Origin of the sequence: Kribbella sp. NPDC049227, assembly GCF_043197265.1 — a bacterium.
Taxonomy (GTDB): Bacteria; Actinomycetota; Actinomycetes; order Propionibacteriales; family Kribbellaceae; genus Kribbella.
Genome location: NZ_JBICST010000012.1, coordinates 213,487 through 230,169, shown reverse-complemented (window position 1 = coordinate 230,169; position 16,683 = coordinate 213,487). Strand labels below are relative to the sequence as shown.

Below are 16,683 nucleotides of genomic sequence, written 5' to 3'. Positions count from 1 at the left end.
CAAGGCGTTAAGCTGCGGAACCCAGAGCAGCCGCGGTACGTCGGAGGGGCGTCATGGTAGGCAAACGGGGGCGCGTGATCGGGCGGATCGCACCTGGGATCGTCGGCGAGGTGATGCTGCCGGTCCGGGGTGCCACCGAGGCCTTCTACGCTTACCCCGCGACCGACGAGGTGATCGAGGTGGGCACCCAGGTGGTGGTGGTCGACTACGACCCACCGCGCACTGTCTACGTCGCTCGCGCCATCTGATTCATCGTTCCGTTCCCTGGAGGGGAAATGCTCTGGACGTACGTGATCATCGCCGCGGTGGCGGTGGTCGTCCTTCTGATCGTGTTCCGGATGGTCTGGCGGGTGGCGGAGCCGAACGAGGCGCTGATCATCTCCGGTCTCGGCGCGCACTCGAGCCAGGAGCAGGTCAACGAGACCCTCGGCTTCAAGATCGTCGTCGGCCGCGGCACCGCGGTACTGCCGGGATTCCAGACCGTACGGCGGTTGCCGCTGGACATCCGCGCGACGCCGCTGACCGTCACCTGCGTGTCCAGCCAGGGCATTCCGCTGCACATCAAGGGTGTGACGGCGTACAAGGTCGGTGACGACTACGGCTCGATCGCGAACGCGGCCCGGCGGTTCCTGGAGCAGAGCGACGAGCAGGTGATGAGCACGATCCACGAGCTGTTCGCGGGCCACCTGCGTGCGATCGTCGGCTCGACGACGGTCGAGGAGATGCTGCACGACCGGGAGACGCTGACCACGAACATCCGCGGCTCGCTGGCCGGCGACATGGAGAAGCTCGGCCTGGTGGTCGACTCGCTGCAGATCCAGGAGATCGACGACGAGTCGGGCTACATCAAGAACCTCGGCCGCCCGCAGGCCGCCGCGGTCGAGGCCGCGGCCCGGATCGCGCAGGCCGAGCGGGACCGGGAGGCGACCGAGCGCGAGCAGGCCGCGGCGGCGAAGAAGGCCGCGGCGGTGCGGGAGAGCTCGATCGCCCAGGCCGGTTACCAGGCCGAGGTCGACCAGGCGAACTCCAAGGCGTCGCAATCCGGTCCGCTGGCCGAGGCGCTGGCCCGGCAGGAGGTCGTCGTCGCCGAGACGGAGACCGCGAAGCTGAACGCCTCGCTGGCCGAGAAGCAACTGGAGTCGTCGGTGCTGAAGCCGGCCGACGCCGAGGCGTACCGGCAGCGCACACTGGCCCAGGCCGCGCGTGACGCCCAGATCGCTGCCGCGGAGGCGAACGCCCGCGAGGTCCAGCTCCGCGGTGAGGCCGAGGCGAAGGCGACCGAGCTGACCGGTAAGGCCGAGGCCGCCGCGGTGCAGGCGAAGGCGATGGCCGAGGCGGCCGGTATCAAGGCCCGGGCCGAGGCGCTGGCCACCAACACCGACGCGGTCGTCGCGCAGCAGCTGGCCGAGGCCTACCCGGAGATCGTCGCCGCGGCGGCGGGCTCGTTCGAGAAGGTCGGCAACATGGTCGTGCTGAACGGTGCCCAGGGCATTGAGGACACCCTGGTCAAGACGATCACGATGGGCGGCTCCGGCTTCGCCCTGGCCAAGCAGCTGATCGACTCCCTCAGCACTTCGCAGGACCACAAGCCGGCGCTCGAGTCGGTCCCCGATCAGCCGGCCTGATCGGCCGGGTCAGAGACCGAGGTAGGCGAGGACTGCGAGGACGCGGCGGTGGCCGGCATCCGTTGGCGGCAGGTCGAGCTTGAGGAAGACGTTGCCGACGTGTTTGTGGACGGCGCCTTCGGTGACGACCAGGCGGTCGGCGATCGCCGTGTTGCCGAGTCCTTGCGCCATCAGTGCGAGTACCTCGCGTTCCCGAGGGGTGAGCCGGTCCAGCGGACTGCTCCGCTTCACCATCAACTGGCTCACCACCTCGGGGTCCAGCACGGTTCCTCCGGCGGCGACCCGGCGTACCGCTTCGAGGAACTCGTCGACCCGGGAGACGCGGTCCTTGAGCAGGTACCCGACGCCCTCGCTCCCGGCGGCGAGCAGTTCGGCCGCATAGACCTCCTCGACGTACTGCGAGAACACCAGGACGGGCAGGCCGGGCCGCACCCGGCGGGCCTCGATCGCGGCCCGCAGACCCTCGTCGGTGAAGGTGGGCGGCAGCCGTACGTCGACCACCGCGATGTCCACCTCGTGCTCGGCGATCGCCTTCGCGAACCCGTCCGCATCGGCGGCGACCGCGGCCACCTCGAAGCCGGAGTTGCCCAGCAGCAAACCGAGGCCCTCGGCAAGGATCGGGTTGTCCTCGAGGATCATCACCCGCACGGGAGGATCACCTCGACGGTGGTCGGCCCACCGATAGGGCTCTGCAACTCCAGCTGACCATCGATCGCCTGCACCCGGTGGAGGATGCCATGCAGACCACTTCCCCGGCCGAGCAGGTCGGCCTGGTCGTTGATCCGCGCTCCCCCGATCCCGTCATCGGTGATCACCAGGTACAGCTCCGCATCCCGCCGTTCCATCAGTACGTCGACGTGTCCAGCGGCAGAGTGCTTGGTGACGTTGGTGAGCGACTCGGCGACGACGAAGTACGCCGCCGCCTCGACCGGTGCGGGCACTTGCCCGAGCTCACCCAGCCGGAGGTCGACCGGTAACGGGCAGCGGGCGCACAGTGCGGAGACTGCACCGGCCAGACCGCGGTCGGCGAGGATCGGCGGGTACATGGTCCGCAGTACGCCGCGCAGCTCGTGCATGGCCTGCTCCGCCCCGTCGCGGGCATCGTCGAGCAGCTTCGCAGCCTTCTCCGGGTCGTCCACCATGGTCTGCTTGGCGATCCCGATCCGCATCGCCAGCGACACCAACTGCGCCTGGGTGCCGTCATGCAGGTCCCGCTCGATCCGGCGCAGCTCGGCACCGTGCGAGTCCACCGCGCCAGCCCGGCTCTTGGTCAGCTCCTCCACCCGCTGCTCCAACCTGGCCGTCTCCAACTGGGAATCACTAGGCGCCAGCAAGCTGCGGACCGCGCTGGCGTGTGCATGGGCCACAGCGGGCACAACCCATGCCAGGACGGCCAGACTGCCCACTATCTGCGCCGGCCCGTTGGTGAGAGCCTCGGCCCAGCTGTCCACATTGACACCGTTGAGCGAGAAGTTTCCTGGCGAGAGCTTCCACAGCAGCATGCCGGCGAGTCCCGCCGGTGCGCCGACCAGACCGATGACCGTCACGACCAGTTCCGGGATCATGACGAGTGGCATCAGCAGGAGCCGGAGGCTGCGCTTGAAGGAGGCGTCCCGCACCAGGGCGACCACGTCACCCGGCCGGCGCGGCGCAGCGGGTGGCAGTGGAACGCCGGGCGGCAGACCGAGGTACTTCGCCGCCCGCTCCCGCTCGCTGTTGGCCAGTCGCACCAGGCCGCCCGTGAACGGCGGGATCAGCCAGCCGAGCAGCAGGCCGTTCGGCAACGCCAGCAACAACAGGAGCGCCCGCACATACCGGACCGCCAGGTACCCGCAGCCACGGATTCCCCGTGCCAGAAGCCTCTTCACCATGCCAGCATGCCTCCTCCGTCGTTCGTCACCCCTCGATCCTCCAGGACGACGAACGACGGAGTCCCTACAGCAGGCTGTACTCTTCGGCCTCTAGCACTCTGGTACGCCGGGGAGCTTCGGGTTCGGGTCCTGGATGTAGATGTTGCTCATGTAGCCGCCCTGGTCGCGGAGTTTGGCCCACCAGTCGTTGGTGGTGCCCTCGGCCGTCACCGGGTCGCCTTGCACCTGGCACGTGACGAACACCTGGGTCGGGCCGGGCAGCTCGGTGATGATCGAGGCGGTGAGGCTCGGGGCCGAGCGGACCCGGACGCCGCTGCCGTAGGTGGTGAAGTTGTACTCCGGCGGGTTCGGGTTCCCGCCGTTCACCAGCTCCATGTAGTAGTCCCAGTTCCAGTTCGGACCCGGGTCGGTGTGGGTCTGGTTCGGCATCTCGACGTGGCCCTTGATGTGGGCCCGGTCCTTCGGGATCCCCCGGCGGTCCGCGATGTTGCGGGTCAGCGCGGCCGACGAGCGGTACATCGCGTCGGTGAACCAGGAGGGCTGATCGACGAAGCCCTCGTGCTCGATGCCGATCGTGTAGCCGTTCTCGGAGCCCACGTGCCAGGCGGTGTCCTTCTCGGCCACCATCTGGGTGACCTGGCCGTCGCTCGACCGGATCACGTAGTGCGAGCTGACCTGCGCGGACGGGTTCTTGAACCAGCTGATCGTGCCCGCGTACGACCCTTGCGTCACGTGGATGACGATGGTGGAGATCGCGGCGTTCCGGCCGACCCTGTAGTTGCTGGTGCTGGCCGCGTTCCAGATCGCGCCCGGGTAGTCGACCGCCGCGACCGAGGTCGGTGTGCGGGTGCCGAGCGGGGCGACCTTGGCGTAGGCGCCGAGGACCGGCGTCACCTTCTTCGGCTCGGTGGTCACCCCCGCGGCGCGGACACCCGCGCCGATGATCCGGTAGACCTCGTCGGTGTACAGCCGGGCGGTCGGCCCGTCGGCGGAGTGCGAGTACTTCGCGACCACGCCGTACCACTTGCCGAGGTTGGACCGATCGGTCAGACCGGCCTGGTCGGCGTACGAGTCCAGGACTGCGGCGGCGCCGAGGATGTTCGACGCGTTGTCCTTGGACAACTGCGCGACCGGCAGGCCGGTGAGCTTGGTTGCCTCGGACATCGTCCGGTTCTTGTCGTTGCTGACCAGGTGCATCACGCCGTAGCCGTTGGCCTGGCTGGGTTGGCTGTCGTGGCCGTCCAGGTGCGATTCGGCGTACCCGACGCCGACGAGCAGTTCACGCGGTACGTCGTACTTCGCGGCGGCGGTGTCGAACGCGGACGAGAGGCCCGCGGAGCCGGAGGGTTGCGTCGGTTCGGCCGCGTTGCTCGGCAGTGCGCCGAGTGCGAGTGCGCCGGCGGCCGCGACGGCCAGGAGCGTTGTGGAGACGTGTCTGGGTACTCGGGCGGTTTTCCCCATCGGGCGGTTCCTTCCCTTGGTCGGTCCGCCGAGGGGCGTCGGCGGTCCCGGGCTCACGCTAGGCCAATATCTTCCGCCGAGACCAGGGTTCAGGTGAACATTTTCCCGTCACGGCGTGAATTCGGCCGATCACGCGATCATGCCACCCGATCAGCTCACCACTCGGCCGCGCAGGACGATCAGCCGAGGATGGGTGAGCACCGCCGGGTTCGCCCGCGGGTCCTCGTCGTACACCACCAGGTCGGCCGGATCGCCCGGACGAAAGGTGCTCGGGGCACCCAACCACTCGCGGGCCGCCCACGAGCCGGCGGCCAGTGCCTGCTCCCCCGACATCCCGATCCCGGTCAGCGCCTGGATCTCCTGCGCCACCAGGCCGTGCCCGAGGACCCCGCCCGCGTCGGTCCCGGCATACACGGGTACGCCGGCCTCGAACGCGTCCCGGAGTCGCTCGACGCGACGGTCGTAGAGGTCGCGCATGTGGGCCGAGTACAGGGGGAACTTCGCGGCGGCCTGATCGGCGTACTCCGGGAAGTTCTCCAGCTGGATGAGCGTCGGCACCACGGCGACACCGTGCGCGGCCATCTGGTCGAGCATGTCCGGCAGTACGCCGGTGCCGTGCTCGATGCAGTCGATGCCGGCGGCAAGCAGATCGGGCAGGGCGTGCTCGCCGAACACGTGCGCGGTGACGCGCGCGCCGAGCTCGTGGGCGCGGGCGATCGCCGCGTCGAGCGCCTCAGCCGGCCAGCAGGCGGTGAGGTCACCGGCATCCCGGTCGATCCAGTCGCCGACGAGCTTCACCCAACCGTCGGCACGGCGGGCCTCCTGCTCGACGTACGCGACCAGTTCGTCCGGCTCGATCTCCCAGCCGTAGTTGCGGATGTACCGCTTCGAGCGGGCGATGTGCCGGCCGGCCCGGATGATCTTCGGCAGGTCCTCGCGCTCGTCGATCCAGCGGGTGTCCGCGGCCGAACCGGCGTCGCGGACCAGCAGCGCACCGGCCGCGCGGTCGGCGATCGCCTGCTCCTCCTGCGTCTCCTTGTCGACCGCACCGCGCTGGTCCAGGCCGATGTGGCAGTGGGCGTCGACCAGACCGGGCACGATCCAGCCACCGGTGTGCACGGTGGTGACATCGGCAGCGGTGGGCCGGTCGACGACCAGCCCACCGCTGAGATGGAGCTCTTGCTGTTCGCCGGCCGGCAGCACCGTGCCGACGATTCTGAGGACGCCGGAGTCGGTCATACGCCGACCGTATCCGGGCCGGCCTCAGCCGTGCGAGCCGCCGCCCGGAGTGCAGCTCGGCGTGGTCGGCTCAGCCGTGCAGGGCGTCCCGCTCGGCGTGTCCGTCGGCGTCTGCGACGGGGTCTCGGTCGGTGTCTGGGTCGGGGTGTCCGTCGGCGTAGGCGTCTTGGTCGGCGTCTTCGTCGGCGTCTTGGTGGGAGTCTTCGTCGGCGACTGGGTCGGCCGGGTCGGCTTGTGCGTCGGCGTCTCGATCGGATCCGGCAACGTCGGCTCGCCGACCGGTGTCGACGGGTGCTGCGTCGGCGAGGTCGTCTTGTCGTCCGGCACGTCCGGGACCTGGCGCGGGTCGACCTTTCGCTCCGCGTTCCCGGTGGACTTCGCGGTCGACAGGCCGCCCTTCTCGTTCGGGATCAGTACGGCGTTCTTGCTGTACACCCGCATCCACCGCAGCACGGTGGAGACGAAGTCCTTGGAGTGCTGGTACCGCAGCAGGGAGGCGACCAGGTCGCGGGGTGCCTTCAGGTCGTCGCCCTCGGAGCACAGGTAGACCGCGACCGTGGTGACCGCGTCGTACACGTTGTTCGGGTTGCGGAAGCCGTCACCGTTGCCGTCGGCGCCGAACTCGTCCCACACCTGGGGAATGATCTGCATCGGCCCGACCGCACGGTCCCAGGTCAGATCGCCGTCGAACCGGCCCTTGTCGGAGTCGGTGACCCGGCCGTTGCCGGCACGGCCGTTCAGCACCGGGCCGAGGATCTTGCCCCGGGTGGTGCCGGCCACGTCGACCCGGCCGCCGCTGGCATGGTCGGACTCGACCTTGCCGATCCCGGCCAGCAACGGCCAGGTGAGCCCACAGTTCGGCCGGACCACGGCAAGATTCGCGGTGGCGCGGCGGTAGGCGGGGAACACCCCGCGCGGAATGCCGTTGACCGCGTCCGGGCGGCCCGGGCGGACCACCGAACGGCCGTCGGTCGCCCCCTGCACGGGGACGTCGGCACGGGCGGGTTTGTCGGATCCGAGCCGGCCGTCCACTCCGGGACGCTGCGGCACGACCATCGTCAGTTCGTCGAACTCACCGCTGTTGAGCCCGGCCCCAGGCGATGGGGCGACCGGGCTGTCCGCCGCGAGCTGACCGGAGGCACCGGCTCCGCCCGAGGCGACTGTCACGATGGCCCCGACCAGGAGCGGGGCTGTGCACAGTGAAGCGATGATGATTTTGACCCGACGGTTACCACTACGGGTTAGGCGCATGATCCCCTCAACGATCCATACGCCAGAAAGTTACATCAAGACGACGCAAAGTTACCTGACCCGCCAACACGGCCGAAAACAGGCGCCCAGGTAATGCGCAGGACTACGTTGCCGACGGCATCCAGTGCCCCGGGTCGTTGCTCAGTTACCCGGCTTGGGCGCCTCGCCCGGAGTCGCGGCCGTGCTCTCGTCCGACCCGGGCGCGTTGGTGTCGCACGGCGTGGGGGTCGGGCTCGGGGTCTCCGTCGGTGTCGTCGTCGGCGAGTCCGTCGGGGTGGGCGTCGGCGTACAGGTCGTGGGCGGCGGATCCGAGGTCGGCGGCGTCGTCGGCGGAGTGGTCGTCGGCGGGGTCGTGGTCGGCGGCGGGGTCGTCGTCGGCGGCTTCGTCGTGGTCGTCGGCGGCGTGGACGGCGGCTTGGTCGACGACGACGGCGGCGTGTTCGGCACCTGGGTGGTCGGCTTGCCCGACGGCGGCTTGCTCGTCGTCCGGCTCGCGGTCGGCGTCGGCGTGGACGGCTGCGCGGTCGGCGTCGGCGTGGTGGGACTCGTGGTGCCGCCCTCGCGGGTCGGGTCGTTGCTCTGGTCGACGTTCCCGTTGTCGTCCAGCGGCGGGGCGATGACGCCCGACGTGTCCGGGATCGTCACCGTCTCCTTGCTGTACGACTGCATCCACCGCAGCACCGTCGACACGTAGTCCATCGAGTGGTTGTAGCGCAGCACCGCCTGCACGAGCCCCTGCGGGTCGGCCAGGTTCGCGCCGCCGGAGCACAGGTAGCCACCGGCCGCCCGGGCCGCGTCGAAGACGTTGTGCGGGTCCTTGACCCCGTCACCGTTGCCGTCCGCACCGAAGACCTTCCACGTCCCCGGGATGAACTGCATCGGGCCGACCGCACGGTCCCACTGCGAGTTCCCGTCGTACACGCCCTGGTCGGTGTCGGCGATCGCGGCCATCCCCGGGCCACCGTCGAGCACCGGCCCGAGGATCTTGCCGCGCGTGTTCCCGTTGGCCTCGACCTTGCCACCACTGGCATGCGCGGACTCGACCTTGCCGATCCCGGCCAGCAGCGGCCAGGTGATGTGACAACCCGGCATCGCCACCGCGAGATCGTTGGCCGCCTTCTGGTACGCCGCCAGCACCGTGCCGGGAATGCCCGAGGCGTCACCGGAGATGCCCGGGATCGGCTGCACCGTGCCGTCGACGGCGCCGGTCACCGGCACCGCGATCTGGGACTTCTGCTGGGTCGGGAGGCTGCCGTCGGCACCTGGCTGGGTCGGGACGTTGTCGGCCAGGTCGTCGAACTGCGCGTCCTGGCGCGGCTGGGCCAACGCGTGCGCGTCCACGATGAACGTGTTCGAGGTGAGGCCGCCGGCGACGAACACGGCGACCATTGCGGTGGGAGGAGCCAGGCAGACCCAGGTGGCGGTCAGCTTCCCCCGCCACGTATCCAGGTTCTTGAACTGCTGCCTCATCCGCGTCCCTCGACGTTTCCGCAGTGCTGAGTCTTGCCGGGCGTAGGCACGATCTTAGTCGTCGCAGGGTCGTGGACAACCGGTAACGGTGCGCCACTTCATGCAGTGACCAAATGCCGAACGGCCGTCCACTCCCCCGTCACCGAGCGTTCACCGGCCGGCGTCACTTCTTGTCGTCGCCGAGGACCTTGCGCAGTTCGTCCGGAAGCTGGAAGTCGCCGGCGTCCTGGCCGCCACCGCCGAACGCGGCGGGCAACTGCCCCGGAGCCGGCGGGGCCGGCTGGGAGTTGCCCTGGTTCGCCCGCTTGGCCGGGTTGCCGGAGCCGCGCTTCTTGCCCTTCTTCTGCTGCTGCTTGGCCTTCCGTGCGCCACCACCACCCATGCCGGGCATCCCTGGCATACCGGGCATCCCCGGCATCCCCTTGCCCGACGCCATCGCGGCCATCATTTTGCGGGCCTCGAAGAACCGCTCGACCAGGCCGCTGACGGTGGCGACCTCGGTCCCGGAGCCCTTCGCGATCCGGGCCCGGCGGGAACCGTTGATGATGTTGGGATCGGTCCGCTCGGCCGGTGTCATCGAGTGGATGACCGCCTCGATCCGGTCGATCTCGCGCTCGTCGAAGTTCTCCAGCTGGTCCTTGAACTGGTTCGCCCCGGGCAGCATGCCGAAGATCTTGGTCAGCGGGCCCATCTTGCGGACCGACTGCATCTGGGCGAGGAAGTCGTCCAGGGTGAAGTCCTTGCCGCCGCGCTTCTGCAGCTTGGCGGCCGTCTTGGCGGCCTCCTCGGCGTCGAACGACTTCTCCGCCTGCTCGATCAGGCTCATCACGTCGCCCATGCCGAGGATGCGCGACGCCATCCGGTCGGGGTGGAAGACGTCGAAGTCCTCGAGCTTCTCGCCGTTGGAGGCGAACATCACCTGGCGGCCGGTGACCTGCGCGATCGACAGTGCGGCACCACCGCGGGCGTCACCGTCGAGCTTGGACAGCACGACACCGTCGAAGCCGACTCCGTCGAGGAAGGCCTGGGCGGTGGTGACCGCGTCCTGACCGATCATCGCGTCGACCACGAACAGGATCTCGTCCGGCGTGACCGCGTCGCGGATGTCGGCGGCCTGCTTCATCAGCACCTCGTCGACACCCAGCCGGCCGGCCGTGTCGACGATGACCACGCTGTGCTGCTTGGTCCGCGCCTCGTCCATCGCCTTGCGGGCCACGTCGACCGGGTCGCCGACGCCGTTGCCGGGCTCGGGAGCGAACACCGGCACGCCGGCGCGCTCGCCGACCACCTGCAGCTGGGTCACCGCGTTCGGGCGCTGGAGGTCGGCCGCGACCAGCATCGGCGTCTGGTGCTTCGACTCCTTCAGCCACTTGGCCAGCTTGCCGGCCAGGGTGGTCTTACCAGCACCTTGCAGACCGGCGAGCATGATGACGGTCGGCGGCCGCTTGGCCATCCGCAGCTCGCGGGTCTCGCCACCGAGGATGTTGACCAGTTCCTCGTTGACGATCTTGATCACCTGCTGGGCCGGGTTCAGCCCGCCGCGCACCTCGGCGCCGCTGGCCCGTTCCCGGACCGCGGCGATGAACTCCTTCACCACCGGCAGCGCGACATCGGCCTCGAGCAGCGCGATCCGGATCTCCCGCGTCGTCGCGTCGATGTCGGCGTCGGTCAGCTTGCCCTTGCCGCGCAGATTCTTGAACGCCGTGGACAGACGATCGGAAAGCGTGTCGAACACCAGGAACAGTCCGTTCTTCAGAAAACCCAGCTCACCCAGACAACTCCCCGAGTCTACCGGGCGCGGTTGACAACCGGAGGGTCAGGCCGCAAGGCTCTAACCGGTCAAGCGACGCAGATCGGTTAGGGGGGCTCGAATGGGCAAGCAGCGAGTAGTGCTGGACGGACCATCGAACCTGGGGTTGCGGCCACCGGTCAAGGGCGCGGTGCCGGGCTGCTACAAGTTGGCCGGGGCGTTGCGCGACCAGGGATTGCTGCAGCGGATCAACGCTTCCGACGCCGGCTGTGTCACCCCACCGAGGTACGACCGGGAGGGTTGGAAGCCGGGCGACGGCGTGTTCAACGCCGAGGCGATGGCGTCGTACACGGTGCGGCTGGCTGATCGGCTGACGAAGTTGTTCGACGACCAGCGGTTCGTGGTGCTGCTCGGTGGTGAGTGCAGCAACCTGCTCGGGCCGGCCTTGGCGTTGAAGCGGCGCGGGCGGTACGGCGTGGTCTACATCGACGGCCACTCCGACTTCCGCACCGTCGACAACGCGCCGTACGTCGGGGCAGCGGGCGGTGAAGCACTCGCACTGGTCACGGGACGCGGCCAGGCGGACCTCACTGATCTCGAAGGGTTGTCGCCGTACGTCCAGGACACGGATGCTGCCCTCTTGGGCATTCGGGAGGACGACGAGTACGTCGGTGACGTCGAGGCGGCCGGGATACCGGTGTGGTCAGCGCTCACGATCATGGCGGAGTCGGCTGCGGACGGCGTACTGGAGCATCTCGAGCGGGAGGAGCTCGACGGGTTCTGGGTGCATCTGGATGTGGACATCCTCGACGCCGAGGTGATGCCGGCGGTTGACAGCCCAGACCCGGGCGGCATCGACCACCCCCAGCTCAGACAACTCCTGCGCCCGCTGTTGGCGTCGCCGGCCTGCATGGGAATCGACATCGGCATCTTCGACCCTGATCTGGATCCCGACGGGGTCTACGCAGCCGAGCTCACCGACACACTGGTCGCGTCACTCAGCTGACCAGACGAGACCTTGGCCGTGGGGTTCGGCTCGGCCGAGGGTCCGCCGTTCGCCATCGGGCCAGGTCTGCAGCTCCACCAGGACAGCTCGTGGCAGTGGTTCGAGGCGCAGGCGCGCCAGCGGGGTCGACTCGGTGGCCTGGGCACCGAGTTCGGCGAGGTGGTCGTCTACTGCGGCCCGGTCGTCGCGGCTCAGGTACTGCCACATGATCGAGTGCCACACCACGGTCACATGGCCCTCCGACAACTCGAGGCCGCGCACGAACGAGACGGCGTCCTCCCGCCGTACGTCGGCCGGCACCTGCCGCGCGATCTCCACCGCACCGCGCAACCGCTCCAGCCGCTGCGACATGTCCGGCCACACGTACGACGTCAGCGTGCGTGCGCCCTCCGCGGTCAGTGGGTTCACCGGGGCGATGTCGCTCCCGACCCGCTCGGCGATCCGCAGCTCCACCGGCTTCACCGACTGCCCGGACCAGGCGTCCTCGAACACCACAGGACTGTCGGCCGGACCGTACGACGTCCCGTCCGCGGTGTAGCGGAAGTGGTCCGCACGGAGGTTGAGCCCAGCACTCGCACCGATCTCGAACAACCGGACCGGCAACGGCACGGCCTCGACCAACTGCAGTAGACCGCCGTAGAGAGCGGCGGCCCTACCGACTTCGTTCGTCTGCGGTGGCTGCGTCAGCAACGCGCGCAGCTCAGCGGACCGCGACTGCAGGACCTGCTCGAACGCCTCCCAGCCCAGCACCGGGTCCCAAGTCCCACCAACGCTCGGATAGAACGCCGCGAGCTCCGGCACCTCCCCGGCCAGCACCAGCCCATGGACCGCCGCCAGCAACCGCAGAGCGATCGCGTCACCGAACGGGCGATCCTCATAGCCGGCCAGTACGCCGGTCGACACGCCTCCGACCTCGTAGTCGTCCACGATCAGCCGAAGCAGTTCGGCGTACATCGGGGACCCGAGGTCCTCACAGGCAACCGCTTGATGCTGGAACGCCGCTACGACATGCACACCACTGAGATTAAGAGGTCAGGCGATCCAGGACCGTCTTTGCCGTCGTACGAGCGTCCTCCTCGTCGAGTGGAGCACCCTGCGGATCGGTGAGGTAGAAGACGTCCACACACTCCGCACCCAGTGTGCTGACGTGGGCTGACCGGATGTCCGCTCCGGTGAACGCGATGGCCGCAGTGACGTCGTACAGCAGTCCTGGGCGGTCATGTGCTCGCACCTGCAGCACTGTGGCGGTCTCTGAGGCTCCGGGCAGGAGGTCGACCCGGCTGTCGAGCCGGTGCTTCACCGCGGACGAGTCTCGCGCGGCCAAACGTCGTACCAGGTCAGTGTTGTCGCGCAGCGCCACGGCAAGCCGGTCACGCAGCCGGATCGGATCGGGCAGCGAGCCGGCCACGGTCCATTGCGAGATACCCAAGCCCTCGACGGAGGTGATGACAGCGGACCGCACTGCAAGCCGCTCAACCGCCAACACGGCGGCAACGGTCGACAGCGTGCCCACTTGATCGGGTACGGCGACGTTGATGCGCAAGTCACCGTGATGGTCGGCCACGGACACACCCAGCCGCCCTACGCCGACCACCTGATGCAGTGTGGGCACGGGAACCGGAGGAGCATCGGTCCACATGCCCTCGCCTCCCCCGGACAGCTCGCCACGCACCCGGCGACACAATTCACCGACCAGCCGCATCCGCCACGGTGACGCTGCCGCCGGACCGGCAGCCCGTGCGTCGGCGTACGTGAGGGCCTCCAGCAGGTCCAGCGTCTCGGTGGTGCGGACGATGCCCGCGACCAGGTCGACAGTCATCGGGTCGTCCAGGTCTCGGCGAGTGGCGACCTGCGCGAGCATGAGGTGCTGCCGGACCAGCAGCGCGATGGTGTCGGCGTCTGCCTCGGTGAATCCGATGCGGCGAGCAACGGTCCCGGCGATCACAGCTCCAGTGACGCTGTGGTCCCCGTCGGCCGCTTTGCCCAAGTCATGCAGCAATGCGGAGACCAGCAGGAGGTCAGGACGCCGGACGTCCCGCACCATCTTGGATGCCTCGACACATGTCTCCAGCAGATGCCGGTCGACGGTGAAGCGGTGGACCGCGGACTGCGGTGGCCGGAACCGGACCGTGTCCCACTCCGGCAGGATCCGCGTAATGTAGCCGGCCTGGTCCAGCGCCTCCCACACCTCGAGCAGTCCGCCGCCAGCACCCAGCAGAGCGCACAGCAACCGCTGCGCCTCACCCGGCCACGGCTCGGGCAACGCCATGGCGCTCCTGGCCAGCCGACCACACACTGCTGGCGACAGGACGAGTTCACGATCCGCGGCAACAGCAGCAGCGCGCAGCCCAAGCACTGCGTCCCGCTCCGGCCGCGCATCCGGCATCAGTACGACTTCACCCTCGTGCTGACCGACTCCCTCATCCAACGCCAGCAGCAGCGGCCCGCCAGTCCGTTGCCGACGCCTGGACCGCGGCGGCCGAGTCATCAGGCTCTCCACCCGCCGCCACGACACGTCACACACGTGCGCCAGCGTCCGGCCGGTCGCGTAGACGTGGCGCAACAGTTCGTCCCGCCCGTCCAGGCCCAGCCCGGCCGCGACCTCTCCCGCGACGTCGGCCACCAGCCGGTCGGTGGAACGACCAGCGACCTTGTGCAGTTCGTCCCGGATGTCGAGCAGGTCCAGCCGCGCCCGCTCCACGACCGGGTGCGGTACGTCGACCAACCACGAAGCGACCAATGAGCGCAGTACGACGGCATCCCGCAGACCGCCGTACGCCTCCTTCAGATCCGGCTCGGCGAGATGCGCCAGCTCACCGACGGTCGTGGCGCGGTCCCGGCACGCCTGCGCCAGCGCGGGCAGCCGCGTCCGCGCCGTACGACGCCAGTCCGCCATCAGCACCGAGCGCAGCTGCAGTGTGAGGTGCGAGTCCCCGGCGACATGTCGTGCGTCCAGCAGACCCAGGGCGACGCGGACATCGTCGGCTGCCGCCTGCCGGGCCTCCGCCAGGGTCCGGACACTGTGGTCCAGCTTGGTCCGCGAGTCCCACAGCGGATACCAGATCTGTGCCGCCAGCTCGTCCACGCGCGGATACCCCTCGGCGTGCACGAGCATCACGTCGAGATCGCTGTACGGCGACAGCTCCTCACGGCCGTAGCCGCCGACCGCGACCAGCGCGACGCCCTCGGTGGGCACACCGAGGGCGTCACAGGCCTTGGCGAGGAGCAGGTACAGCAGCGCGTCGGCCTCCTCGGCACGAGCGCGCCGCTGTTCTGCTCGGTTCACCATCTAGAGGGCGTCTCCATCCAGCTCGCCGGTGCGGACCCGGACGATGGTCTCGACCGGAGTGACCCAGACCTTGCCGTCACCGATCTTGCCGGTCTGCGCCGCCTTCACGATCACGTCCACCACGTCGCGGCTGTCGCCGTCCTCGACGACGACCTCGAGCCGGACCTTCGGGACCAGGTCCACCTCGTACTCGGCGCCGCGGTAGACCTCGGTGTGGCCCTTCTGCCGGCCGTAGCCGCTCGCCTCGGTCACCGTCATCCCGGTGACGCCGAACGTCTCCAGCGCGGCCCGGACGTCCTCCAGCTTGTGCGGCTTGACCACCGCGGTGATCAGCTTCATGCGTTGGCACCTTCCTTCTCGGACGTCTCGGTGGTCCCATTGTCCGTTTCGGCCGGGACGGTCGCCGGCCGGGTCGACGCGACACCGCGCAGACCGGCCGCGCCGAGGAAGTCGTACGCGGTCTCGGCGTGCTCGACCTGGTCGACACCGGTGACCTCGTCGTCCTCGGTGACCCGGAAGCCGATCGTCTTGTCGATCACCTTGCCGAGGATGAAGGCGACCGCGAACGAGTACACACCGACGACCAGGTTGGCCAGCGCCTGCTTACCCAACTGGGAGGCGCCGCCGCCGTAGAACAGGCCGTTCACGGCCGACGGGGCCGCCGCCGTACCGAGGAAGCCGATCGCCAGCGAGCCGAACAGACCGCCGACCAGGTGGACGCCGACCACGTCGAGCGAGTCGTCGAAGCCGAACTTGTACTTCAGCGAGACCGCGAAGCAGCAGACCGCGCCGGCCAGCAGGCCGAGGATGATCGCACCGACCGGGGTGACCGCGCCACAGGACGGGGTGATCGCGACCAGGCCGGCGACCGCACCGGACGCCATGCCCAGCGTGGTGGCCTTGCCGTGCCGGATCCGCTCGATGATCAGCCAGCCGATCACTGCGGCGGCGGTGGCGGCCTGGGTGTTCACGAAGGTGACCGCGGCAGTGGTGCCGGCGCTCAGCGCGGAGCCGGCGTTGAAGCCGAACCAGCCGAACCACAGCAGGCCACCGCCGAGGATGACCAGCGGCAGGCTGTGCGGCCGCATCGGGTCCTTCTTCCAGCCGATCCGCTTGCCGAGCACGATCGCCAGCGCGAGCGCGGCGGCACCGGCGTTCACGTGCACCGCCGTACCACCGGCGAAGTCGACCGCCTTCAGCTTGTCGCCGATCCAGCCGCCGTTGCCGTCGTCCAGGAACCAGACCGAGTGCGCGACCGGGAAGTACACCAGCAGCGTCCAGCCGACGACGAACGCGATCCAGCCGCGGAACGTGGCCCGGTCGGCGATGGCACCCGAGATCAGCGCCGGTGTGATGATCGCGAACATCAGCTGGAACGCGACGAACGCGAGCGTCGGCGTCGAGCCGCTCACCGCGTCCGGCGACATCAGGCCCTTCAGGCCGACCTCGGAGAAGTTACCGACCACGTGCCCGGTGTCGCCGGCGAACGTGAGCGAGTAGCCGACCACCACCCACATGATGGTGACGACGGCGATGGTGATGAAGCTCATCATCATCATGTTCAGCACGCTCTTCATGCGCACCATGCCGCCGTAGAAGAAAGCCAGGCCCGGTGTCATCAGCATCACCAGGGCGGCGCTTGCCAAGACCCAGGCGGTATCGCCGGCGTTGATCTCCATCAACGTCATCCCTTCCATCGTTGCGGGGTGACCGGCGCCCTC

General features: G+C 69.1%; 14 protein-coding genes. 3 read left to right on the top strand and 11 right to left on the bottom strand.

Going from position 1 to position 16,683, the window contains the following annotated elements; translation table 11 throughout:
- Positions 1-53: 53 nt before the first annotated feature.
- Both ACGFH6_RS43600 and ACGFH6_RS43595 read left to right on the top strand, forming a co-directional pair.
- A complete protein-coding gene (locus tag ACGFH6_RS43600) occupies positions 54-248 on the top strand; it encodes a hypothetical protein (RefSeq protein WP_360452250.1) in 195 nt (64 codons plus the stop codon).
- 27 nt (positions 249-275) lie between these two features.
- Positions 276-1,625, top strand: a complete 1,350-nt coding sequence (locus ACGFH6_RS43595) for an SPFH domain-containing protein (protein WP_393397042.1) — start codon at positions 276-278, stop codon at positions 1,623-1,625.
- 9 nt (positions 1,626-1,634) lie between these two features.
- Here ACGFH6_RS43595 and ACGFH6_RS43590 read toward each other — a convergent pair whose 3' ends face one another.
- From ACGFH6_RS43590 to ffh, 7 genes are all read right to left on the bottom strand, one after another.
- Complete coding sequence (locus tag ACGFH6_RS43590) at positions 1,635-2,273, bottom strand: response regulator transcription factor (RefSeq protein WP_131355058.1); 639 nt, start codon at positions 2,271-2,273, stop codon at positions 1,635-1,637.
- Positions 2,264-3,496 (bottom strand): histidine kinase, encoded by a 1,233-nt coding sequence (locus ACGFH6_RS43585; RefSeq protein WP_393397039.1) that lies wholly within the window; start codon positions 3,494-3,496, stop codon positions 2,264-2,266. Before ACGFH6_RS43585 ends, ACGFH6_RS43590 begins: the two co-directional genes overlap by 10 nt.
- 90 nt (positions 3,497-3,586) lie before the next feature.
- Positions 3,587-4,957 (bottom strand): N-acetylmuramoyl-L-alanine amidase, encoded by a 1,371-nt coding sequence (locus ACGFH6_RS43580; protein WP_393397037.1) that lies wholly within the window; start codon positions 4,955-4,957, stop codon positions 3,587-3,589.
- A 150-nt stretch (positions 4,958-5,107) separates the two neighbouring features.
- Positions 5,108-6,196 carry an amidohydrolase family protein gene (locus tag ACGFH6_RS43575; protein WP_393397035.1) on the bottom strand — a complete coding sequence of 363 codons (1,089 nt, stop codon included), beginning with the start codon at positions 6,194-6,196 and terminating at the stop codon, positions 5,108-5,110.
- 24 nt (positions 6,197-6,220) lie between these two features.
- A complete protein-coding gene (locus ACGFH6_RS43570; RefSeq protein WP_393397033.1) occupies positions 6,221-7,363 on the bottom strand; it encodes a lytic transglycosylase domain-containing protein in 1,143 nt (380 codons plus the stop codon).
- Positions 7,364-7,588: 225 nt separating this feature from the next.
- Positions 7,589-8,917 (bottom strand): lytic transglycosylase domain-containing protein, encoded by a 1,329-nt coding sequence (locus ACGFH6_RS43565; protein ID WP_393397031.1) that lies wholly within the window; start codon positions 8,915-8,917, stop codon positions 7,589-7,591.
- 163 nt (positions 8,918-9,080) lie between these two features.
- The gene (gene ffh / locus ACGFH6_RS43560) at positions 9,081-10,652 is read right to left on the bottom strand and encodes a signal recognition particle protein (RefSeq protein ID WP_393397029.1); all 1,572 of its coding nucleotides are present in this window, start codon (positions 10,650-10,652) and stop codon (positions 9,081-9,083) included.
- 136 nt (positions 10,653-10,788) lie between these two features.
- Between ffh and ACGFH6_RS43555 the strand changes: the two genes are divergently transcribed.
- Complete coding sequence (locus ACGFH6_RS43555) at positions 10,789-11,673, top strand: arginase family protein (protein ID WP_393397027.1); 885 nt, start codon at positions 10,789-10,791, stop codon at positions 11,671-11,673.
- Here the strand turns inward: ACGFH6_RS43555 and ACGFH6_RS43550 are convergent.
- The 4 genes from ACGFH6_RS43550 to ACGFH6_RS43535 are packed head-to-tail and all read right to left on the bottom strand — an operon-like array spanning position 11,662 to position 16,650.
- Positions 11,662-12,687, bottom strand: a complete 1,026-nt coding sequence (locus ACGFH6_RS43550; RefSeq protein WP_393397025.1) for a DUF2332 domain-containing protein — start codon at positions 12,685-12,687, stop codon at positions 11,662-11,664. The genes ACGFH6_RS43555 and ACGFH6_RS43550 overlap by 12 nt on opposite strands.
- 10 nt (positions 12,688-12,697) lie before the next feature.
- The gene (locus ACGFH6_RS43545; protein WP_393397023.1) at positions 12,698-14,962 is read right to left on the bottom strand and encodes a [protein-PII] uridylyltransferase; all 2,265 of its coding nucleotides are present in this window, start codon (positions 14,960-14,962) and stop codon (positions 12,698-12,700) included.
- On the bottom strand, positions 14,963-15,301 hold the full coding sequence (locus ACGFH6_RS43540; protein WP_393397021.1) for a P-II family nitrogen regulator: 339 nt from the start codon (positions 15,299-15,301) through the stop codon (positions 14,963-14,965).
- Positions 15,298-16,650: an ammonium transporter gene (locus ACGFH6_RS43535; RefSeq protein WP_393397019.1), complete on the bottom strand. Its 1,353-nt coding sequence runs from the start codon at positions 16,648-16,650 to the stop codon at positions 15,298-15,300. Before ACGFH6_RS43535 ends, ACGFH6_RS43540 begins: the two co-directional genes overlap by 4 nt.
- Positions 16,651-16,683: the final 33 nt, after the last annotated feature.

Excerpts from the sequence above, each read along its gene's own strand:
- ACGFH6_RS43535 (WP_393397019.1), bottom strand. The coding sequence starts at position 16,650 with ATGACGTTGATGGAGATCAACGCCGGCGATACCGCCTGGGTCTTGGCA.
- ACGFH6_RS43580 (WP_393397037.1), bottom strand. The coding sequence starts at position 4,957 with ATGGGGAAAACCGCCCGAGTACCCAGACACGTCTCCACAACGCTCCTG.
- ACGFH6_RS43565 (WP_393397031.1), bottom strand. The coding sequence starts at position 8,917 with ATGAGGCAGCAGTTCAAGAACCTGGATACGTGGCGGGGGAAGCTGACC.
- ACGFH6_RS43575 (WP_393397035.1), bottom strand. The coding sequence starts at position 6,196 with ATGACCGACTCCGGCGTCCTCAGAATCGTCGGCACGGTGCTGCCGGCC.
- ACGFH6_RS43540 (WP_393397021.1), bottom strand. The coding sequence starts at position 15,301 with ATGAAGCTGATCACCGCGGTGGTCAAGCCGCACAAGCTGGAGGACGTC.
- ACGFH6_RS43600 (WP_360452250.1), top strand. The coding sequence starts at position 54 with ATGGTAGGCAAACGGGGGCGCGTGATCGGGCGGATCGCACCTGGGATC.
- ACGFH6_RS43555 (WP_393397027.1), top strand. The coding sequence starts at position 10,789 with ATGGGCAAGCAGCGAGTAGTGCTGGACGGACCATCGAACCTGGGGTTG.
- ACGFH6_RS43585 (WP_393397039.1), bottom strand. The coding sequence starts at position 3,496 with ATGGTGAAGAGGCTTCTGGCACGGGGAATCCGTGGCTGCGGGTACCTG.
- ACGFH6_RS43595 (WP_393397042.1), top strand. The coding sequence starts at position 276 with ATGCTCTGGACGTACGTGATCATCGCCGCGGTGGCGGTGGTCGTCCTT.
- ACGFH6_RS43545 (WP_393397023.1), bottom strand. The coding sequence starts at position 14,962 with ATGGTGAACCGAGCAGAACAGCGGCGCGCTCGTGCCGAGGAGGCCGAC.